A 19,032-nucleotide genomic window follows, 5' to 3' on the forward strand; every position below is an offset into this window, starting at 1 on the left:
TGTGCCGGAGGGTCCGGCGCGGCAAGGTGTCGGCCAGGAGGTTTCCGTTCATGCGTTTGATCCTTGCGTTTCTTTGTCTCTTTCCCCTGGTCGGCCCGGCCGCCGCCGCGGCGCCCGAGCAGTGGCGTGCGGAATGGCCGGAGACCGACTTCTCGCAGACCACCGTCGGGGGATGGGCCGAGATCATCTCGGGCGGCCCCGGGCGCGACGGCATCCCGGCGATCACCGGCCCGAGCTTCCTGCGGGCGGAAGACGCCCAACTCGAGCCCCGCGAGCCGGTCATGGTTCTGCAGATCGAGGGCAGGCCCGCGCGCGCCTATCCGCTGCGCTACCTGATCTGGCACGAGATCGTGAATGACAGCATCGGCGGCGTTCCGATCGCCGTCACCTATTGTCCGCTCTGCAACTCGGCCATGGTCTTTGACCGCCGCGTCGACGGTCGCGAACTGGAGTTCGGCGTCACCGGCAAGCTCCGGAATTCGGACATGATCATGTTCGACCGTCAGACCGAAAGCTGGTGGCAGCAGGCCGTGGGCGAGGCCATCGTCGGCGAACTGACGGGGACGGAACTCGAGAGCCTTCCAGCCTGGCTCGACAGCTGGCAGGGCTTCCGGGGCGCGTTTCCCGACGGGTTCGTGATGGCACAGCCCGATTACGGACGGAACTACGGTCAGAACCCCTACCAGAATTACGACCGCTCCGGTCAGCCCTTCCTCTACAATGGCGAGAACCCGCCCCATGGCATCCCGGCCCTGGCCCGCGTGGTGCGCGTGGGAGACCGGGCGTGGCCGCTCAACCGGCTGGTCGCCGAGGACACCATCGAAGAGGCTGGCGTGGTTCTGAGCCTCGCGGGCGCGCAGGCCTCTGCGCTCGACACCCGCCAGATCGCCGATGGAAGGTCCATCGCCTCGGTTCGGGTTCGCGATGACGAGGGGCGCGACGTGCCCCATGACGTCATGTTCGCCTTCGCCTTCCACGCCTTCTGGCCTGAGGGAGACTGGATGCTGCCCGCGCCGGTCGAGGACGAGGGCGCCGAAATGACCGACGAAAACACGGAGGCCGACGAAGGCTGACGCGCGGCGCGGGAGCACCGAACGTCAGCACTCAGGGATCACCCGTCGAGCTTGACGAGCGCGTGCCGCTTCTTGCCCGCCGACAGCTTGACCGGCGACGAGAACGCGCCCGCGTCGAGCATCATTCCTGCGTCGGTCAGCGGCTGATCGTCGATCCGCGCGCCGTTCTCGGAGATCAGGCGCTTTGCCTCCTTGCCGGATTTCGCAAGGCCCGCGCGCACGATGAGCTGCACCACCGAGATGCCGTCGGCCACTTCCGAGCGCTCGAGCGTGAGCGTCGGCAGGTCGTCACCGACGCCGCCTTTCTCGAAGACCTCGCGCGCCGTGGCCTGCGCGGCAGCCGCCGCCTCGGCCCCGTGGCAGAGCGTCGTGACCTCGTCGGCCAGGACGATCTTGGCCTCGTTGATCTCGGATCCCGCCAGCGCGCCCAGGCGGTCGCATTCCTCGACCGGGAGCTCGGTATAGAGCTTCAGGAACCGGCCCACATCGGCGTCGGTGGTGTTGCGCCAGAACTGCCAGAACTCGTAGGGGCTGCGCATGTCCGCGTTGAGCCAGATTGCGCCAACGGCGGTCTTGCCCATCTTCTTGCCGTCCGAGGTGGTCAGGAGCGGCGTGGTCAGACCGTAGATCTCGTGATCCAGCACCCGGCGCGTCAGGTCGATGCCGTTGACGATGTTGCCCCACTGGTCGGAGCCGCCGAACTGCACGAGACAGCCGTAGCGCCGGTTGAGCTCCAGGAAGTCGTAGGCCTGCAGGATCATGTAGTTGAATTCGAGAAAGCTCAGGCTCTGCTCGCGGTCGAGCCGCGACTTCACGCTTTCGAAGGACAGCATCCGGTTGACGCTGAAATGCCGCCCGATATCGCGCAGGAAATCGAGGTAGTTGAGTCCGTCGAGCCACTCGGCGTTGTTGAGCATGAGCGCGACACTGTCCTGCCCTACCACTTCGTTGCTTGAGGGCATGGGGCGTCCCTCGTCATAGCTGATGTATTTCGCGAAGACCTGCTGGATGCCTGCGATGTTGTCGTCGATCTGCGCAGGCGTCAGCAGCGGGCGCTCGTCGGCGCGGAAGCTCGGGTCGCCCACCTTCGTGGTGCCGCCGCCCATGAGGGTGATCGGCTTGCCGCCGGTCTTCTGCAGCCAGCGCAGGGTCATGATCTGGATGAGCGAGCCGACATGCAGCGACTTGGCGGTTGCGTCGAAGCCGATATAGCCCGGCACCACCCCTTTGATCAGCGCCTCGTCGAGGCCCTGGTAATCGGTGCAATCGGCCAGGAAGCCGCGCTCGATCATGACGCGCATGAAGTCCGATTTGGGATGGTAGGTCATGGGTCTTCCCTCGTAGAATGACAAGGGCGGTCATAGAACGCCGCGCGGGCGGTGAAAACCCGCGAAAACCGGGCAGGGGCAGTCGGGATGGCACGGAGACAAGAGCCGATCTGGGCGCTGGGCGCGATGTCGGGCACCTCGCTTGACGGGGTCGATGCCGCGCTGGTGCTGACCGACGGCGTGACCGTCTTCGAACGCGGGCGTTCGGATTACCGGCCCTATAGCGACGATGAGACCCGCGTGCTGCGCGCCGCGCTCGGCCGCTGGCCCGGGCCGGGCCTCGAGGCGGCGCAGGAGGTGATCGAGCGCGCGCACCTGGAGCTTCTGTCGCAGTTTCCCGAGGCGGAGCTCGTGGGCTTCCACGGCCAGACGCTGGCGCATGAGCCGCGTGGACGCGGGACGCACCAGCTGGGCGATGGCGCGGCGCTCGCTCAGGCGCTCGGACGCCCGGTGGTCTGGGATTTCCGCTCGACCGATGTCGAACTGGGCGGCGAGGGTGCGCCGCTGGCACCCTTCTACCACTGGGCCTGCGCCCGGGGCCTGGGCGCCTCCGGACCGCTCGCAATTCTCAACCTGGGCGGCGTCGGCAATCTCACTTGGGTCGATCCGGCCTCGGAGGCCCCGGAGGCTCCGGGCGCGCTTCTGGCCTTCGACACCGGCCCGGCCAACGCGCCGCTCAACGACCTGTTGAGCGAACGCCGGGGCCTCTCCTATGATCGCGACGGGGCGCTCGCCGCTGAAGGCCAGGTTGTCGACGGCGCGCTCGAGCTCTTCCTCGAAGAAGGCTACTTCCTGAAAATGCCGCCGAAATCGCTCGACCGGGACGATTTCTCGGTGATGCTCGATCTCGTCCGCGAGCTGGACGATGCCGATGCCGCCGCCACCATGACGGCGATGGCCGCCGCGGCGGTGATGCGCGGGGTGGAGCATTGCCCGACGCCGCCGGAGCGACTTCTGGTCACCGGCGGCGGCCGCAAGAACCCGGTGATGATGGCGATGCTGGCGGCAGGGCTCGACTGCCCGGTGGTGCCGGTGGAGGAGGCGGGCCTCGACGGCGACATGCTGGAGGCCGAGGCCTTCGCCTATCTCGCGGTCAGGGTGCTCTACGGCCTGCCGACCTCCTGTCCCACGACCACCGGCGTCGGCGCGGCGGTGGGCGGGGGAGAGATCAGCCGCCCCTGACCCGAGGTCGCCTTGGGGCGGCGGAGGGAGGGATGCGTATTTGGAAAAAGAAGAAACGCTGAAGAGGCGCGCCCGGGCCGGGCCACGCGCACCGTATCAGCCGCCGGTATGGCTCATGTGGCGCGAGACGCGGCCGTCGACCGACTGGCGGGAATAGTCGAAATCATGGCCCTTGGGCTTGCGCGCAATGGCGGCGCGGATCGCGTCCTCGAGGGGGGCGTCAGTGCCGGGGTGATTGCGCAGCGCCGAGCGCAGATCGGCGTTGTCCTCCTGGCCCAGGCACATGAAGAGCTCGCCCGTGCAGGTCAGGCGCACCCGGTTGCAGCTTTCGCAGAAATTATGGGTGAGGGGCGTGATGAAGCCGATCTTCTGGCCGGTCTCCTCGATCCGGACGTAGCGGGCGGGGCCGCCGGTGCGCTCGGGCAGGTCGGTCAGCGTGTACTGTTCGGCCAGCCGCGCGCGCAGGTCGGAGAGCTTCCAGTACTGGCCGAGACGGTCCTCGTTGCCGATATCGCCCATCGGCATGACCTCGATCCAGGTCAGGTCCATGTCGCGCTCGGCGCACCATTCGGTCATCGAGAAGAGCTCGTCCTCGTTGAAGCCCTTGAGCGCCACGGCGTTGAGCTTGACGCGCATGCCCGCCTTCTGCGCCGCGTCGATGCCGCGCAGCACCTGCGGCAGGCGCCCCCAGCGGGTGATATCGGCGAACTTGGTCTCGTCCAGCGTGTCGACCGAGACATTGACCCGGCGCACGCCCGCGTCCCAGAGATCGCCCGCGAAGCGTTCGAGCTGCGAGCCATTGGTGGTCAGCGTCAGTTCCTTGAGCGCGCCGCTCTCGAGATGGCGCGTCATCGAGCGGAAGAAGCTGAGGATGTTGCGACGGACCAGCGGCTCGCCGCCGGTGATCCGCAGTTTCTCGACCCCGAGGCGCACGAAGGTCGAGCACATGCGGTCGAGCTCTTCCAGCGTCAGCAGCTCCTTCTTGGGGAGAAACTGCATGTTTTCCGACATGCAATAGACGCAGCGGAAGTCGCAGCGATCCGTCACGGAGACGCGCAGGTAGGAGATCGGGCGCTGAAAGGGATCGACCAGGGAAGGTATCATGCAGGCGAACCTAGTAATTCGGAGAAATCGACGCAAGTATTGCCGGGCCCCTCCCCCCAAGGACAAAGGTCGCAGAGAATGATCCGAAACACCGCCCTGGCCCTCGCCGTCCTGCCGCTCGTTTCCGCCTGCACGGAGATGAGCCAGGTCGAGCCCGTGACCGGTCCCGAGGCCACCGAGGCCGAGATGGTCGAGACCGCCGCCGCGCCGGTTCCAGTGCTCGCACCGCCGCCGCCCTCGGCGCGGACCGAGGAGGAGTTCGACACCACCACCGTCGAGGAGCGCGCCGCGGCCTCGGCCGCTCCGGCCGATCCGGCGGGCGAGGTGCTTCTGGGGACGACGGTCGCGTCGCTCGGCGATCCGGCCCGGTCGGGCTTCTGGATCGAGACGCCGCTCACGGATGATGCGGGACCGGGCCGGGTGGTCTATCCCGCGACCGGGCTGTCGAGCCAGGTCGAGATCATTCCGATCCCCGGCGAGGCGACCGCGGGGAGCCGCCTGTCGCTCTCGGCGATGCGGCTGATCGAGGCGCCCTTGACCGATCTGCCGACGGTCGAGCTTTACGAGGGAACGCCGCCCAACAGCTAGGCGCCGGTCGCAGGCAAGAGCCGCGCGGCGTCCTTGCGGGCAAAGGCCTTCATCTCGGTGCCATGGGTGTCGAGAAAGGCGCGCACCCGGTCCGGATCGTGTTTCGAGAGCTCGCGCAGCCACCAGGCTATGGCTTTCTGGATGAACCAGGCGCGGTCTGGCAGGAGCTGCTCGGCCCAGCCCAGGACGCGGTCGCGGACGGCCTGGGTCGTCGCGTCCGGGTGGCGGCCCTTGGCGAAGGGCAGGGTGAAAACCAGCGCGGCGCGGCGGGTCCAGAGGTGATCGGCAGCGAGCCAGGTCTCGACCTCGTCGAGTCGGGACGGATCGGCGGCGAGCCTACGCCCGCCCGCCGAGGCGACGTGATCGGCGATTGCCCAGCCGTCGAACTCGGGCACCCATGACGCGATCAAGCGCCAGACCTCCGTGTCCTCCGGGATGCGCGCCTGCGTCAGGAGCTTGGCGGCGGCGATGCTTGCCTCGAAGACGCCGCTCCGCCAGAGGCCGTCGGCCAGCGCGAGGCGGGCGTCGAGCGGGAGGCTCCGCCGCCACTCCTGCGACAGCGCATTGATCTCGGGGTTGGGCGTGCCGAGGCGGCGCAGAGCGGTCTTGTGATAGGCAGCCATCTCTCCTGCGCGGCCGGGCACTGCGGCGGCTTCCAGCGCGGCGATGGCCGCGTCCGGTGTCACTCGACCGTCACCGATTTGGCGAGGTTGCGCGGCTGGTCGACATCGGTGCCTTTGGCGACGGCGGCGTGATAGGCCAGAAGCTGGGCGGGCAGCGCGTAGAGCATCGGGGCGAGATCCTCGGGCACGTCCGGCAGAACGATGGTGCGCCAGGTCTCGCCATCGGCTTCGCGCGCGCCTTCGGCATCGGTGATCAGGAGCACCTGACCGCCGCGCGCGATGACCTCCTGCATGTTCGAGACGGTCTTGTCGAAGAGCCCGTCGCGCGGCGCCATGACAACCACCGGAACGGTCTTGTCGATCAGCGCGATGGGGCCGTGCTTCAGTTCGCCCGACGCATAAGCTTCGGCATGTATGTAGCTGATCTCTTTGAGTTTAAGCGCACCCTCAAGCGCGAGGGGGTACATCAATCCACGCCCGAGGAACAGCACGTCGCGCGCCTCGGAGAGGGCCAGCGCGGCGTCGGCGATGCGGTCGTCGCGCTCCAGCGTCGCGTTGAAGAGGCCGGGCAGGCTCCGCAGGGCGTCGAGCCGCTCGGAGATCCCCTCTGCGTCGATCTCGCCCCGGAGCCGCGCGGTTTCGAGCGCCAGAAGGTAGAGGACGTTGAGCTGGCAGGTGAAGGCCTTGGTCGAGGCGACGCCGATCTCGGCCCCGGCATGGATCGGCAGGGCGACATCGCTTTCGCGGGCGATGGAGCTTTCGGCGACGTTGACCACCGACAGGATCGAGGCGGCTCGGCCCTTGCAATAGCGCAGCGCGGCGAGCGTGTCGGCGGTTTCGCCCGACTGGCTGACGAAGATCGCGAGCGTGCCCTCGGGGATCGGCGGCTCGCGGTAGCGGAATTCCGAGGCGATATCGACCTCGACGGGCACGCGCGCCAGCCGTTCGAACCAGTATTTCGCGGTCAGGCAGGCGTAGAAGGCGGTGCCGCAGGCGACCATGGTGATGCGCTGGACGCCCGCCAGTCCGGCATCCGCGCCGAGATGGATGCCTTCGGGCGAGAGATAGGCGCGCAGCGCGTCGGCGAGAACCGTCGGCTGCTCGAAAATCTCCTTGGCCATGAAGTGCTTGTAGCCCGACTTGTCGACGCGCGCGGCATCCATGCGGATGCGCTTGGCCTCGCGCGCGACCTGCTGGCCCTCGGCATCGCGGAACCGCACGGAGCTGCGGGTCAGAACGGCGCTGTCGCCCTCTTCGAGATAGGTGATGCGGTCGGTCAGCGGCGCAAGCGCAATGGCGTCCGAGCCGACATACATCTCGCCCTCGCCATGGCCGACCGCGAGCGGAGAGCCCTTGCGCGCGGCGATCATCAGATCGTCCTCGCCCTCGAAGAGGAACACCAGGGCAAAGGCGCCCTCCAGCCGCTCGAGCGTGGCATAGGCGGCCTGTTCGGGCGCCATGCCTTGCGAAAGGTGGTGCTGGGTCAGAAGCGCGACTGTCTCGGTGTCGGTCTGGGTGGCGAAGCTGTAGCCGGCCTCGGCGAGCTCCTCGCGCAAGAGGCGGTAGTTCTCGATGATGCCGTTATGGACGACCGCGACGGGCCCGGCCTGGTGGGGGTGGGCATTGGCCTCGGTCGGCGCGCCATGGGTGGCCCAGCGGGTATGGCCGATCCCGGATTTGCCGGGCAGGGGCTGGTGCACGAGTAGGTCCGAGAGATTGTGCAGCTTGCCCACCGCGCGGCGACGGTCCAGCCGCCCGCTGTTGACGGTGGCGATCCCGGCGCTGTCATAGCCGCGATATTCCAGGCGCCGCAGCGCTTCGACCAGGGTCGGCGCGACCTCGTGGGTGCCGAGCACCCCGACGATTCCACACATTATTGCGCCTCCTTCTGGAGCTTTGCTTTGCGGGCCTTCAACATATCGAACAATTTGCGGCCGCGGCCCGGCTTGGTCTCCTGCTTCGCCCGCCCGAGCGCAAGCGCGCCGTCGGGCACGTCCTCGGTGATGACCGAGCCCGAGCCGGTCAGAGCCCCGTCGCCCACCGTCACCGGCGCCACCAGCATCGTGTTCGAGCCGATGAAGGCGCCCACGCCGATGGTGGTGCGGTGCTTGAAGACGCCGTCGTAATTGCAGGTGATGGTGCCCGCGCCGATATTGGTCTTCTCGCCGATCTCGGCATCGCCGAGATAGCTCAGGTGGTTGGCTTTCACGCCCGCCGCGAGATGGGCGTTCTTGATCTCGACGAAATTGCCGACATGGACGTCCTCGTCGAGCTCGGCCCCCGGGCGCAGACGGGCATAGGGGCCCACGACCGCGCCGCGGCTGACATGGCAGCCTTCGAGATGTGAAAACGCGCGGATGCGGGCGCCGCTTTCCACCGTGACGCCGGGACCGAAGACGACGTTCGGTTCGATCTCGGTGTCGCGGCCGATGAAAGTGTCAAGGCTGAGGAAGACCGTCTCGGGCGCCTGCAGCGTGACGCCGTCCTCCATCAGAGCGGCACGGGCGCGGGCCTGGAACTCGGCCTCGGCGGCGGCAAGCTCGGCGCGGGAATTGATGCCGCGGGTCTCGGCCTCGGGGCAGGTCACGGCGGTCGCGGAAAGGCCGCGGGCGCGGGCCAGGGCGATCACGTCGGTCAGGTAGTACTCGCCGGAGGCATTGTCGTTGCCGACCTCCGCGAGAAGCGACAGAAGCGTGGTGGCGTCAGCGCAGAGAACGCCGGAATTGCAGAGCGTTATGCCGCGCTCTTCATCCGTCACATCCTTGAACTCGACGATGCGGTCGAGGGTCTCGCCGGCCATGACCAGGCGGCCGTAGCGCCCCGGATCGGCGGCTTCGAAGCCGAGGACGACGACATCGTTCTGGGCGCGGGCGATGGCCATGGCCTCGAGCGTCTCTTGGCTGATGAAGGGTGTGTCGCCGTACAGCACGATCACGTCGCCCTCGAACCCGTCGAGCGCCGGGGCGGCCTGGAGGACCGCGTGGCCGGTGCCGAGCTGTTCGGTCTGGAGTGCGATCTCGACCTCGGGATCGAGGTCCCGGGCGGTCTCGGCGACCTGATCCGCGCCGTGGCCCGCGACGACCACGACGCGTTCGGGTGTCAGCGCCGCGCCCGCCTGCATGGCGTGATGCAGCATCGGAGCGCCGCCGATCTTGTGGAGGACCTTCGGGAGGTCCGACTCCATCCGTGTGCCTTTGCCTGCGGCCAGGATGACCAACGCGATGCTCATGCCATTATCTCTTTGTCATTCGGTCGCGCCCGTTTTAACCGTCCTGCGACGCAGGACAAGGCGGGCCGCATCACGCTGTGTGACGGGTCGTGACAGGAGGCAGGCGCGCGATGCGGACGGTGATCTTCGACCTCGACGGCACTTTGGCGGACACCTCCGCCGACCTGATCGCGGCGGCAAACCACTGCTTCCGCGGGATGGGAGCGGGCGCGATGCTCGACCCGGTCGCCGATGCGGCGACGGCGTTCCGGGGCGGGCGCGCGATGCTGCGGCTTGGCCTCGGGCGGATCGGCGCGGTCGACGACGCGGTGATCGACCGCTGGTATCCGGAGCTTCTGCGCGCCTATGGCGACGCGATCTGCGTCGAGACGCGGCTCTACCCCGGCGCGGTCGAAGCGGTGGAGGCCCTGCGGGCCAAGGGCATGGCGGTGGGCATCTGCACCAACAAGCCAGAAGGGCTGGCGGTGACGCTGGTCGAGCGTCTCGGCGTGGCGGGTCTCTTCGCCTCGCTCGTCGGCGCGGACACGCTGCCGGTCCGCAAGCCCGACCCGACGCCGTTTTTCGAGGCGGTGGACCGGGCAGGCGGCGCGCGGAGCCGGTCGCTCCTCGTTGGCGACACCGAAACCGACCGCGAGACGGCGCGGGCGGCCGGGGTGCCCTCGGTGCTGGTCGGGTTCGGGCCGGAGGGGCCGGGCGTGGCGCGCATGGACCCCGACGCGGTGATCGCAAGCTACGCGGAACTGCCCGCGGTCGCGGCGCGCCTTCTGGATTGAGGGTCTCCGGTCTCGTTCGACGGGGCCGGTGATCCAGCGGAGCGGGGCCCGTGCGGGCCGCGCGCTGGTTTCCGGGACATGTGGGGACGCGATAAGATGAACGGGCGGAGCGCTGGTTCAGGCCGCGCTCATTCGGACGGTTTCGTCGCCTGCGGCTCGAAGAGCGGAACCGTCGAGATCGAGACCTTGGCCGATCCGTCGGTCAGTTCGGCCGCGTGGGCCACGTAGATCAGCGTCCGGTTGGTTTCGTCCCAGACCCGCTTGACCCTCAGTGACTTCAGGATGATCGAGCGCGATGTGCGGAAGACGTCTTCGCCGTCCTCGTCGCGGTCGATATCGCCGATGGTGATCGGGCCGGTCTGGCGGCAGGCGATCGAGGCGTTCGACGGGTCCTCGAACCAGTTGCCCTTGGACAACCGGTCGAAGAGACCGCGTTCGAAATAGGCGATGTGGCAGGTCACGCCCTCCACATCGGGATCGGAGATCGCCTCGATGATGATGTCATTGCCGACCCAGTCGACATCGATCTCGCCGACCTGCTCGGCAAAGGCTGTGGTGGCGAGGCAGGCGAGGGCGGCGTAGGCGAGGCGGCGCATCATAGGCGATCTCCGGGGTTCGAGGGGTCAGAAGGTGACCGTGCCGTGATCGCCCATGTCGGGCAAGTCATGCGTCACATGCGCCTTGGCGATCTCGTAGAGAAACCCGGCGCTGCCCTTGGTCGCCCAGACCTCGGCGCTCTTGGGCGTCATCTTCACCAGCCGGACGCTGTCGTCCTCGCGGCCGTCCTCGAACCAAGCGGCGGCGACGCCGTTCCAGATCTCGTCGAGCTTCTCGGAATCGTCCACGAGCGCGATGCGGCCTTCGACCTGCGCGTAGAGATCGGCCTTGGGGTCCGAGATCATCAGCGTCGCGTCGCCCCCGGCCTCGGCCGCGTCGACGAGATCGGTGCCCTTGGCGGTGATGAACCAGATCGCGCTCTCGTCGGCCTCGGCATAGGGCGACATCGGCACGAACCGGCCCTGGCCGGTGTCGAGCATGCCTGCGCGCACATCGGCGAGACGGGTCCAGAATTCCTGTTTGAGATCGGTGCTCATGGCGTGTCCTTTCGGAAAGAATGGTGTTCGGGAGAGAAACGTTTGGCCGCGCAGCTTCGTTCCGGCGCATCCGAGGGCTTTGGTCTTCGCGCAAGAGGGTGCTAGCCTTCGCCAAGGGATCCGATCCGGGGGACGAACGATGCGGCACGAGGCGACACGCGGCGGAACACGGCTCTGGCTGAGCTTATGTGCAGGACTGGCCGCGGCGATGCTTCTCGCTCCGGGGCTTGCGCAGGCACAGGGCGCGGGCGACCAGCGCGCGCTCGAAGGCTGCACCGCGGGGGCCGGGCAGGCCCGCGCCGCGGAGGCGCGCTGCATCGGGCTTCTGAGCGAGGGCTGCCGGGATCAGACCACACTCGGCATCTCCGAGTGCCTGATGGCCGAGCAGAAAGCCTGGGACGCGCTTCTCAACCGCTGGTGGGGACCGATGCGCGAGCGCGCCAAGGCAAATGGCAGCTGGGACCGTCTCCTGGCCGGTCAGCGCGCCTGGATCGCGGAAAAGGAGGCCGCCTGCCAAGCGGCCTATGACAGCGCGGGCGGCGGGTCGATCCGGGTGATCTACGCCGCCGAATGCCTGCGCGACCGCACCGCGCAGAAGGCGATCGAGTTCTACTACAGTCTCAACAGGTGACACCGGAATGCCGCGATGGGTCTGGTTTCTGCCGGTGGGTCTGCTTGTCGTGCTGGCCGCGCTTCTCGGGTGGCGGCAAGGCTGGCACGTGGCGACCCTGACCGAAACCGACGTGATCGAGCGCGCCGCCGCGCGCTACCTGTCCGACCGCGAAGCGGCGGGCACCGCCGACGGCGCGCGGGCCGAGCAGTGCCGCGCGCGCCCCGCGCCTGGCAATTCCGGCGCCTGGCTCGTGGTGATCTGCGGACCGGAGCCGCATGATCCCGACCGGCACTACACCTATTACCACCGCCGCGACGGCGCGCTGATGCGCGTGGTCGGCCCCGAAGGAGTTTGAGATGCTGCGACCGCGCCCCTACGAGCAGCTCTACGACAGGTTTCGCTGGGACCTGCCCGATGTCCTGAACATGGCGCACCAGGTCTGCGACGGCTGGGCCGCGACCGAGGGCGACCGAATCGCGGTGATCGACCTGTCCGGCGGCACGCGCCGGGATTGGAGCTACAAGCAGCTCTGGCAGCTCTCGCGGCGGGTCGAGGCGGCGCTGATCGAGAAGGGCGTGCGCCGGACCGACCGCGTGGGCGTGCTCCTGTCGCAATCGCCGCTGACCCTCGCGGCGCATGTGGCGATCTGGCGGCTGGGCGCGATCTCGGTGCCGCTCTTCACGCTGTTCAAGCGCGATGCGCTCGAGACGCGGATCGACGATTCGGGTCTGGGCGTCGTGGTGACCGACGCGGAGGGGCGCGCGGCGCTCAGGGGCTTCGGGCTGGGTCTCGTGACTGAGGACAGCCTGCCCGCCGGTGCCCGGCCGACGGTGGCCGAGATCGAGACCGCGCCGGACGATCCGGCGGTCCTGATCTACACCTCCGGGACCACGGGCGCGCCGAAGGGGGCGCTTCACGGTCACAGGCTTTTGACAGGGCATTTGCCCGGGGTCGAGATGAGCCACGATTTCCTCGGGCAGCGCGGCGATGTGCTCTGGACGCCCGCGGACTGGGCCTGGATCGGGGGGCTGTTCGACGTGGCGATGCCGGGGCTGGCGCTCGGCGTTCCCGTGGTCGCGGCACGCCTGCCGAAATTCACGCCCGATGACGCGGTGCGGATCTGCCGCACGGGCGGGGTGCGCAACGTCTTCTTCCCGCCGACCGTGCTGCGGATGCTGCGCGCCTCGGGAACCCGGATCGAGGGTCTGCGCTCGGTCGCCTCGGGCGGCGAGCCGCTCGGGCCCGAGATGCTGGCCTGGGGCCGGGAGGCGCTGGGCGTCACGATCAACGAGTTCTACGGCCAGACCGAGTGCAACATGGTGCTGTCGTCCTGCGGCACGCTCTTCGAGCCGGAACCTGGCTGCATCGGTAGGCCCGTTCCCGGGCACCGGATCGAGGTCCTGGACGAGGACGGCGCGCCGACCGAGGGCGAGGGCGAGATCGCGGTCAAGCGCGGCTCGGCCTCGATGATGCTGGAATATTGGCGCAAACCCCGCGAGACCGCGGCGAAGTTTCGCGGCAAGTGGATGCTGACCGGAGACCGGGGCATCCGCGAGGGCGCCGCGATCCGCTTTGTCGGGCGCGAGGATGACGTGATCTCCTCGGGCGGCTACCCGATCGGCCCGTCGGAGATCGAGGATTGCCTTCTGACCCATGAGGACGTGGTGACCGTGGGCGTGGTCGGCAAGCCCGACGCGATCCGGGGCGAGATCGTCAAGGCCTATGTGGTCCCGCGCGACCCCGACCGGGCCGATGCGGCCCTGGCCGAGGCGCTGAAGGCCTGGGTCAAGGAGCGGCTCGCGGGATATTCCTATCCGCGCGAGGTCGCCTTCGTTGACGCGCTGCCAATGACGGTGACCGGCAAGGTGATCCGCAAGGAGCTCAAGGCCCGCGCCCGGGCGGAGGGGGACGGGGCCGCCTGAGGGACTGGTGGTCGCCGATGTCGCGGTCCTGTCCGGGACCGGTTGCGGGCACGGGGCTGAGCGCGGGGGAAGCGGGCCTGCGGCCCGCATGCGAGAGGCGCCGCCTCTCGCGCTCTCCGGGATATTTTTTGGACAGATGAAGGGCAGGGGGCCGGGCTGTTCCGGGGGCGGTGCGACAGGGACTGCTGCGGGACCCGCGTCTGGCCAAACGAGGGCGCGTCGGGTCGGCGCGTGTGCATGGGTCGTGGCGGAGCGTGCCGCGGAGGCGTTCGCATGGTGCCGCCTGGGCGGGCAGGGACGGCAAAGCCGGGGCGGGGAGGGGCCGCGCCCCGTTGACCCCCCCTGCCCACGGCGATAGATGGTTTGGGAACGAACCTCGCCACATGCGTGCCGGGGCCCGGCCTGTCCGGGACGCCCGGTACTGGAAAGGAGCCGCTCCCCGTGGAAGAGATGCTGAGGGAATACCTGCCCATCCTCGTCTTTCTGGCCGTCGCCATCGGTCTTGGCCTCGTCCTGATCCTGGCCGCCGTGGTGCTTGCGGTGCGCCGTCCCGATCCCGAGAAGGTCTCGGCCTATGAATGCGGCTTCAACGCCTTCGACGATGCGCGGATGAAGTTCGACGTGCGCTTCTATCTCGTCTCCATCCTCTTCATCATCTTCGACCTGGAGATCGCCTTTCTCTTCCCCTGGGCGGTGTCCTTTGCCGATGTCTCGATGACGGCCTTCTGGTCGATGATGGTGTTCCTGGCGGTTCTCACCATCGGCTTTGCCTATGAATGGAAGAAGGGAGCGCTCGAATGGGAGTGATGACCGGCGCCAATACCGCGGGGCCAGACCGCGAGGTCGCGGTGCAGAACCTCAACCGCGAGCTCACCGACAAGGGTTTCCTGCTGACCTCGACCGAGGACATCATCAACTGGGCGCGCACCGGGTCTCTGCACTGGATGACCTTCGGCCTCGCCTGCTGCGCGGTCGAGATGATGCACACCTCGATGCCGCGCTATGATCTCGAGCGCTTCGGCTCGGCGCCGCGCGCCAGCCCGCGCCAGTCGGACCTGATGATCGTCGCGGGGACGCTGACCAACAAGATGGCGCCGGCGCTGCGCAAGGTCTACGACCAGATGCCCGAGCCGCGCTACGTGATCTCGATGGGCTCCTGCGCCAATGGCGGCGGCTACTATCACTACAGCTATTCCGTGGTGCGCGGCTGCGACCGGATCGTTCCGGTCGATGTCTACGTGCCGGGTTGCCCGCCGACCGCCGAGGCGCTGCTTTACGGGCTGATGGCCCTGCAGCGGAAAATCCGCCGCACCGGCACGCTGACGCGCTGAGGGAGAGGACATGCCTGCAGAACTGAGAGAGCTCGGCGGCTATATCGAGGCCAAGCGTCCCGATTGCGTGCTCGGCTGGTCCGTCGAGCGCGGTGAGCTGACCGTGGACGTGGCCCTGGCGAACATTCGCGGCATCGTCGAGTTTCTCAAGACCGACGCCACCTGCCGCTTCACCTCGCTCGTGGACATCACCGCCATCGACTGGCCGGAGCGCGCCAAGCGCTTCGACGTGGTCTACCATTTCCTGTCGATGTGGCAGAACCACCGCATCCGACTGCGCGTGCAGGTGCGCGAGGACGACATGGTGCCGTCGATCACCAGCGTGCATCCCTCGGCCAACTGGTTCGAGCGCGAGATCTTCGACATGTTCGGGATCCTCTTCTCGGGCCATCCGGACCTGCGGCGGATCCTCACCGATTACGGCTTCCGCGGCTACCCGCTGCGCAAGGACTTCCCGACCACGGGCTATACCGAGGTGCGCTACGACGAAGAGCAGAAGCGGGTGGTCTACGAGCCCGTGAGCCTCGTGCAGGAATACCGCCAGTTCGATTTCATGTCGCCCTGGGAGGGCGCGGAATACGTGCTTCCGGGAGACGAGAAATCGGGAGAGAAGGCATGATGGGCGGCGGCCTTTTCTGGAGCTTTCTCTTCGGCCTCTTGGTGGTGATCCCGTTCTGGCGGCTCCTGCCGCGGTTCGGCATGCCGAACTGGGTGGCGATATTCGCACTCGTGCCCCTGGTGGCCCTGGTCCTGCTCTGGCTCATGGCCTTCAAGGACGACATCGACGGAGGACGCGCATGATGGACGGCGCGAAAGGGTTCGAAGACGCCCAGACGGGCGAGCAGAAAATCCGCAACTTCAACATCAATTTCGGTCCCCAGCACCCGGCGGCGCACGGCGTGCTGCGGCTCGTGCTTGAGCTTGACGGCGAGATCGTCGAGCGCTGCGACCCCCATATCGGGCTTCTGCATCGCGGCACCGAGAAGCTGATGGAGAGCCGGACCTACCTGCAGAACCTCCCATATTTCGACCGGCTCGATTACGTGGCTCCGATGAACCAGGAACACGCCTGGTGTCTTGCGATCGAGAAGCTCACCGGGACCGAGGTGCCGCGCCGCGCGCAGCTTATCCGGGTGCTCTTCTGCGAGATCGGGCGGGTGCTGAACCATCTTCTGAACGTGACCACTCAGGCCATGGATGTGGGCGCTCTGACGCCGCCGCTCTGGGGCTTCGAGGAGCGCGAGAAGCTCATGGTCTTCTACGAGCGCGCCTGCGGGGCGCGGCTCCATGCCGCCTATTTCCGTCCCGGCGGCGTGCATCAGGATCTGCCGCCCGAGCTGATCGACGATATCGAGACCTGGGCGAACGAGTTCCCGAAGGTCATGGACGATATCGACGGGCTCCTGACCGAGAACCGGGTCTTCAAGCAGCGCAACGCCGATATCGGGGTCGTCTCTGTCGAGGAGATCGAGGAATGGGGCTTCTCGGGCGTCATGGTGCGCGGCTCCGGGCTTGCCTGGGATCTGCGCCGGGCGCAGCCCTACGAATGCTATGACGAGTTCGAGTTCCAGATCCCCGTCGGCAAGAACGGCGATTGCTACGACCGCTACCTCGTCCGCATGGAAGAGATGCGCCAGTCGGTGAAGATCATCCACCAGGCGATCGAGAAGCTGCGCGATCCGGCCAACCAGGGCGACGTCCTGGCGCGCGGCAAGCTGACGCCGCCGAAGCGGTCGGACATGAAGACCTCGATGGAGGCCCTCATCCACCATTTCAAGCTCTATACCGAGGGCTTCCACGTGCCCGAGGGCGAGGTCTATGCCGCGGTCGAGGCTCCGAAAGGCGAGTTTGGCGTCTATCTCGTGGCCGACGGCACCAACAAACCCTACCGCGCCAAGCTGCGCGCTCCGGGATATCTGCACCTTCAGGCGATGGATCACGTCGCCAAGGGGCACCAGCTGGCCGATGTCGCGGCCATCATCGGAACCATGGATGTCGTCTTTGGCGAGATCGACCGCTGACACCCACGCTCGGGCGCGCAGGATTTGGCGCGCGCCCGACCCCAGAGGAGGCCGCCCGATGCGCCTGACCCGAACCTTGCCGCTTCTCGCCCTCGGGCTCGCCGCGTGCGAGACCCTGCCGGAAGGCATCGAAGAGGAAGATGTCGCCCGCTACGACGCGGCGGTGGCGACCATTGGCTGCGACATGGTCTCGGAGGCGGATTACCTGCCGGTCGAGTTGCAGGCGGGCCTGAACCGTCAGCAGGTGCTCGACATCACCGCCATGAAGGTCGAGCGGCAGGAAGCCCTCCGGCTTGAGAATGGCGGCGTGCGGGTTGTCTCCGGGCCCTGCACTCCGGCGGCAGAGCCCGCGCCGGTCGAGACCGCCGAGGCGGGCTGAGCGACGCGATGGGCGGGATCGGCCAGCTTGACTGCGTCACCCACGGGCGTGTCGCGCCCGCGTTCGTCTGTCGCCATCTCGCCACGGCGCGCCGCGACGGCCGGAGCCCCGGCGTGACCTGGCTGCGCGGAGAGACCGGCCATGTGAACGCGTGGTGCGAAGAGTGCGACGCGGTGCTCGATGCCCATGGCGGCGTCTGGGACGACGAGACCGAAGGACATGCGGGGATCACGATGATCTGCGAGCCCTGCTTCGATGAACTGAAACGAACCAATGCCGTGAAGGACCTGAACTGATGCTTCGCCGTCTTCACCACGACCAGCCCGAAAGTTTTGCCTTCACGCCCGACAACCAGGCCTGGGCCGAGGCGCAGATGACCAAGTTCCCCGAAGGCCGCCAGGCCTCGGCGATCATCCCGCTGCTGTGGCGGGCGCAGGAGCAGGAGGGGTGGCTGTCGCGCCCGGCGATCGAGCATGTCGCAGAGCTTCTGTCGATGCCCTATATGCGGGCGCTCGAGGTCGCGACTTTCTACTTCATGTTCCAGCTGCATCCCGTTGGCAGCGTTGCGAATATCCAGATCTGCGGGACGACCTCCTGCATGATCTGCGGCGCCGAGGACCTGATCGGCGTCTGCCAGGAGAAAATCTCGAAGAACCCGCACGAGCTGTCGGCCGACGGCAAGTTTTCCTGGGAAGAGGTCGAGTGCCTCGGCGCCTGCGCGAACGCGCCGATGGCGCAGATCGGCAAGGATTACTACGAGGACCTGACCGCCGAACGGCTGGGCGAGATCATCGACGCGCTGGGTCGCGGCGAGGTCCCGCAGCCCGGCTCGCAGAGCGGGCGCTTCTCGTCGGAGCCCGCGGGTGGCGTCACGACGCTCTCCGGTCAGGCCGAGGGCGACGAGACCTATAACGGCTCGGTCGCGCTGGCGGTCTCGATCGGCGACACGGTCAAGCGCATCGACGGCACCGAGGTGCCGCTGCGCGCGCCATGGCGCGACCGCTCGGACATCGACGGCGATGCCGAGCCCACGCCGCACACCCCGCAGGTGTCCGGCGGCGCGTTTGCCGACGAGACCGGCATCGACAAGCGTCAGGCGACGGCCCAGTCCACCGCCAACCCTCCGAGCGCCGACGATCCGGTCGAGAAGACGCCGGACGCGAGCGACGAACCGGTCGGCACCAAGCCCGAAATGCGCGACGCTCCGCGCGACGGCGGCGCGGATGATCTGAAGCTCATCAAGGGCGTCGGGCCGAAACTCGAGCAGCTTCTGCACTCGATGGGTGTCTATCATTTCGACCAGATCGCCTCTTGGAAGAGCGAGGAAATCGCCTGGGTCGACGAGAATCTCGAGGGATTCAAGGGCCGGGTCAGCCGCGACGATTGGGTCAATCAGGCGAAAGTCCTGCACGAGGGCGGCGAAACGGAGTTCTCAACCCGCGCCAAAAAGGGCAATGTCCAAGATACGTAACCATGTGGACATGGCCCGGGGAGGGGACGAATGGCTAATCGTAACAGTGCAATGAGCTGTCAGACAGGATGTTGGGCGCTCGCGGCGGGGGTGGGGCTTCTGGCCTGCATCCTGCTTCTGGTAATCGGCGGATACGGCTGGGTCGCGGCAATTTTCATCGGCGGTCTTCTCTTCCTCGTGCTGGGCTTCCTGTTCAGCTGGATTTTCTGTTCGCCCATGACCTCGGCGGGGTCGGCGGCGACAAGCGGCGGCGCGGCGAAGCCCGCGGCGGCACCTGCAGCCGCGCCTGCACCGGCACCGG

General features: G+C 67.7%; 22 protein-coding genes and 1 pseudogene. 16 read left to right on the plus strand and 7 right to left on the minus strand.

Annotated elements, in window-relative coordinates; genetic code table 11:
• Positions 1-50 precede the first annotated feature (50 nt).
• Positions 51-1,073 (plus strand): DUF3179 domain-containing protein, encoded by a 1,023-nt coding sequence (locus tag ACFQ4E_RS17460; protein ID WP_386805815.1) that lies wholly within the window; start codon positions 51-53, stop codon positions 1,071-1,073.
• A 38-nt stretch (positions 1,074-1,111) separates the two neighbouring features.
• Here ACFQ4E_RS17460 and tyrS read toward each other — a convergent pair whose 3' ends face one another.
• Positions 1,112-2,401 carry a tyrosine--tRNA ligase gene (tyrS, locus tag ACFQ4E_RS17465; RefSeq protein ID WP_386805816.1) on the minus strand — a complete coding sequence of 430 codons (1,290 nt, stop codon included), beginning with the start codon at positions 2,399-2,401 and terminating at the stop codon, positions 1,112-1,114.
• Positions 2,402-2,488: 87 nt separating this feature from the next.
• Between tyrS and ACFQ4E_RS17470 the strand changes: the two genes are divergently transcribed.
• Entirely contained in the window at positions 2,489-3,583 is a 1,095-nt protein-coding gene (locus ACFQ4E_RS17470; protein WP_386805817.1) for an anhydro-N-acetylmuramic acid kinase, read from the plus strand.
• Between the two features lie 96 nt (positions 3,584-3,679).
• Here ACFQ4E_RS17470 and moaA read toward each other — a convergent pair whose 3' ends face one another.
• A complete protein-coding gene (gene moaA / locus ACFQ4E_RS17475) occupies positions 3,680-4,687 on the minus strand; it encodes a GTP 3',8-cyclase MoaA (protein WP_386805818.1) in 1,008 nt (335 codons plus the stop codon).
• 78 nt (positions 4,688-4,765) lie between these two features.
• Between moaA and ACFQ4E_RS17480 the strand changes: the two genes are divergently transcribed.
• Positions 4,766-5,275 carry a hypothetical protein gene (locus tag ACFQ4E_RS17480; RefSeq protein ID WP_386805819.1) on the plus strand — a complete coding sequence of 170 codons (510 nt, stop codon included), beginning with the start codon at positions 4,766-4,768 and terminating at the stop codon, positions 5,273-5,275.
• Here the strand turns inward: ACFQ4E_RS17480 and ACFQ4E_RS17485 are convergent.
• The 3 genes from ACFQ4E_RS17485 to glmU are packed head-to-tail and all read right to left on the minus strand — an operon-like array spanning position 5,272 to position 9,127.
• On the minus strand, positions 5,272-5,961 hold the full coding sequence (locus ACFQ4E_RS17485) for a DNA alkylation repair protein (RefSeq protein WP_386805820.1): 690 nt from the start codon (positions 5,959-5,961) through the stop codon (positions 5,272-5,274). The genes ACFQ4E_RS17480 and ACFQ4E_RS17485 overlap by 4 nt on opposite strands.
• Positions 5,958-7,772 carry a glutamine--fructose-6-phosphate transaminase (isomerizing) gene (gene glmS / locus ACFQ4E_RS17490; RefSeq protein WP_386805821.1) on the minus strand — a complete coding sequence of 605 codons (1,815 nt, stop codon included), beginning with the start codon at positions 7,770-7,772 and terminating at the stop codon, positions 5,958-5,960. The genes ACFQ4E_RS17485 and glmS overlap by 4 nt, the downstream gene beginning before the upstream one ends.
• Positions 7,772-9,127, minus strand: coding sequence for a bifunctional UDP-N-acetylglucosamine diphosphorylase/glucosamine-1-phosphate N-acetyltransferase GlmU (glmU, locus tag ACFQ4E_RS17495; RefSeq protein ID WP_386805822.1), 1,356 nt, complete (start codon positions 9,125-9,127; stop codon positions 7,772-7,774). The genes glmS and glmU overlap by 1 nt, the downstream gene beginning before the upstream one ends.
• 110 nt (positions 9,128-9,237) lie before the next feature.
• Here glmU and ACFQ4E_RS17500 point away from each other — a divergent pair, with 110 nt between their 5' ends.
• The gene (locus ACFQ4E_RS17500; protein WP_386805823.1) at positions 9,238-9,900 is read left to right on the plus strand and encodes an HAD-IA family hydrolase; all 663 of its coding nucleotides are present in this window, start codon (positions 9,238-9,240) and stop codon (positions 9,898-9,900) included.
• A gap of 128 nt (positions 9,901-10,028) precedes the next feature.
• Here ACFQ4E_RS17500 and ACFQ4E_RS17505 read toward each other — a convergent pair whose 3' ends face one another.
• Both ACFQ4E_RS17505 and ACFQ4E_RS17510 read right to left on the minus strand, forming a co-directional pair.
• Positions 10,029-10,496 (minus strand): CreA family protein, encoded by a 468-nt coding sequence (locus ACFQ4E_RS17505; RefSeq protein ID WP_386805835.1) that lies wholly within the window; start codon positions 10,494-10,496, stop codon positions 10,029-10,031.
• Positions 10,497-10,523: 27 nt separating this feature from the next.
• On the minus strand, positions 10,524-10,994 hold the full coding sequence (locus tag ACFQ4E_RS17510; RefSeq protein ID WP_386805824.1) for a pyridoxamine 5'-phosphate oxidase family protein: 471 nt from the start codon (positions 10,992-10,994) through the stop codon (positions 10,524-10,526).
• A gap of 139 nt (positions 10,995-11,133) precedes the next feature.
• Between ACFQ4E_RS17510 and ACFQ4E_RS17515 the strand changes: the two genes are divergently transcribed.
• The 12 genes and pseudogenes from ACFQ4E_RS17515 to ACFQ4E_RS17570 form a co-directional block, all read left to right on the plus strand.
• Complete coding sequence (locus ACFQ4E_RS17515; RefSeq protein ID WP_386805825.1) at positions 11,134-11,625, plus strand: lysozyme inhibitor LprI family protein; 492 nt, start codon at positions 11,134-11,136, stop codon at positions 11,623-11,625.
• Positions 11,626-11,632: 7 nt separating this feature from the next.
• Entirely contained in the window at positions 11,633-11,962 is a 330-nt protein-coding gene (locus tag ACFQ4E_RS17520) for a hypothetical protein (protein WP_386805826.1), read from the plus strand.
• A 1-nt stretch (position 11,963) separates the two neighbouring features.
• Positions 11,964-13,529: an AMP-binding protein gene (locus tag ACFQ4E_RS17525; RefSeq protein WP_386805827.1), complete on the plus strand. Its 1,566-nt coding sequence runs from the start codon at positions 11,964-11,966 to the stop codon at positions 13,527-13,529.
• Between the two features lie 441 nt (positions 13,530-13,970).
• On the plus strand, positions 13,971-14,336 hold the full coding sequence (locus ACFQ4E_RS17530) for an NADH-quinone oxidoreductase subunit A (RefSeq protein ID WP_386805828.1): 366 nt from the start codon (positions 13,971-13,973) through the stop codon (positions 14,334-14,336).
• Positions 14,327-14,860: a NuoB/complex I 20 kDa subunit family protein gene (locus ACFQ4E_RS17535; protein ID WP_386805829.1), complete on the plus strand. Its 534-nt coding sequence runs from the start codon at positions 14,327-14,329 to the stop codon at positions 14,858-14,860. The genes ACFQ4E_RS17530 and ACFQ4E_RS17535 overlap by 10 nt, the downstream gene beginning before the upstream one ends.
• 10 nt (positions 14,861-14,870) lie before the next feature.
• Positions 14,871-15,479: an NADH-quinone oxidoreductase subunit C gene (locus ACFQ4E_RS17540; RefSeq protein ID WP_386805830.1), complete on the plus strand. Its 609-nt coding sequence runs from the start codon at positions 14,871-14,873 to the stop codon at positions 15,477-15,479.
• The gene (locus ACFQ4E_RS17545; protein WP_386805831.1) at positions 15,476-15,661 is read left to right on the plus strand and encodes a hypothetical protein; all 186 of its coding nucleotides are present in this window, start codon (positions 15,476-15,478) and stop codon (positions 15,659-15,661) included. Before ACFQ4E_RS17540 ends, ACFQ4E_RS17545 begins: the two co-directional genes overlap by 4 nt.
• Complete coding sequence (locus tag ACFQ4E_RS17550; RefSeq protein WP_386805836.1) at positions 15,661-16,881, plus strand: NADH-quinone oxidoreductase subunit D; 1,221 nt, start codon at positions 15,661-15,663, stop codon at positions 16,879-16,881. Before ACFQ4E_RS17545 ends, ACFQ4E_RS17550 begins: the two co-directional genes overlap by 1 nt.
• Before the next feature lie 58 nt (positions 16,882-16,939).
• Positions 16,940-17,260: a hypothetical protein gene (locus tag ACFQ4E_RS17555; protein ID WP_386805832.1), complete on the plus strand. Its 321-nt coding sequence runs from the start codon at positions 16,940-16,942 to the stop codon at positions 17,258-17,260.
• An 8-nt stretch (positions 17,261-17,268) separates the two neighbouring features.
• Positions 17,269-17,556: a hypothetical protein gene (locus ACFQ4E_RS17560; RefSeq protein ID WP_386805833.1), complete on the plus strand. Its 288-nt coding sequence runs from the start codon at positions 17,269-17,271 to the stop codon at positions 17,554-17,556.
• Positions 17,556-18,731 carry an NADH-quinone oxidoreductase subunit E gene (locus tag ACFQ4E_RS17565; protein WP_386805834.1) on the plus strand — a complete coding sequence of 392 codons (1,176 nt, stop codon included), beginning with the start codon at positions 17,556-17,558 and terminating at the stop codon, positions 18,729-18,731. Before ACFQ4E_RS17560 ends, ACFQ4E_RS17565 begins: the two co-directional genes overlap by 1 nt.
• A 30-nt stretch (positions 18,732-18,761) precedes the next feature.
• Positions 18,762-19,032 (plus strand): annotated as a pseudogene (locus ACFQ4E_RS17570) (hypothetical protein); the annotation flags it as partial.

This window comes from Litorisediminicola beolgyonensis, from assembly GCF_042679605.1.
Classification (GTDB): Bacteria; Pseudomonadota; Alphaproteobacteria; order Rhodobacterales; family Rhodobacteraceae; genus Litorisediminicola; species Litorisediminicola beolgyonensis.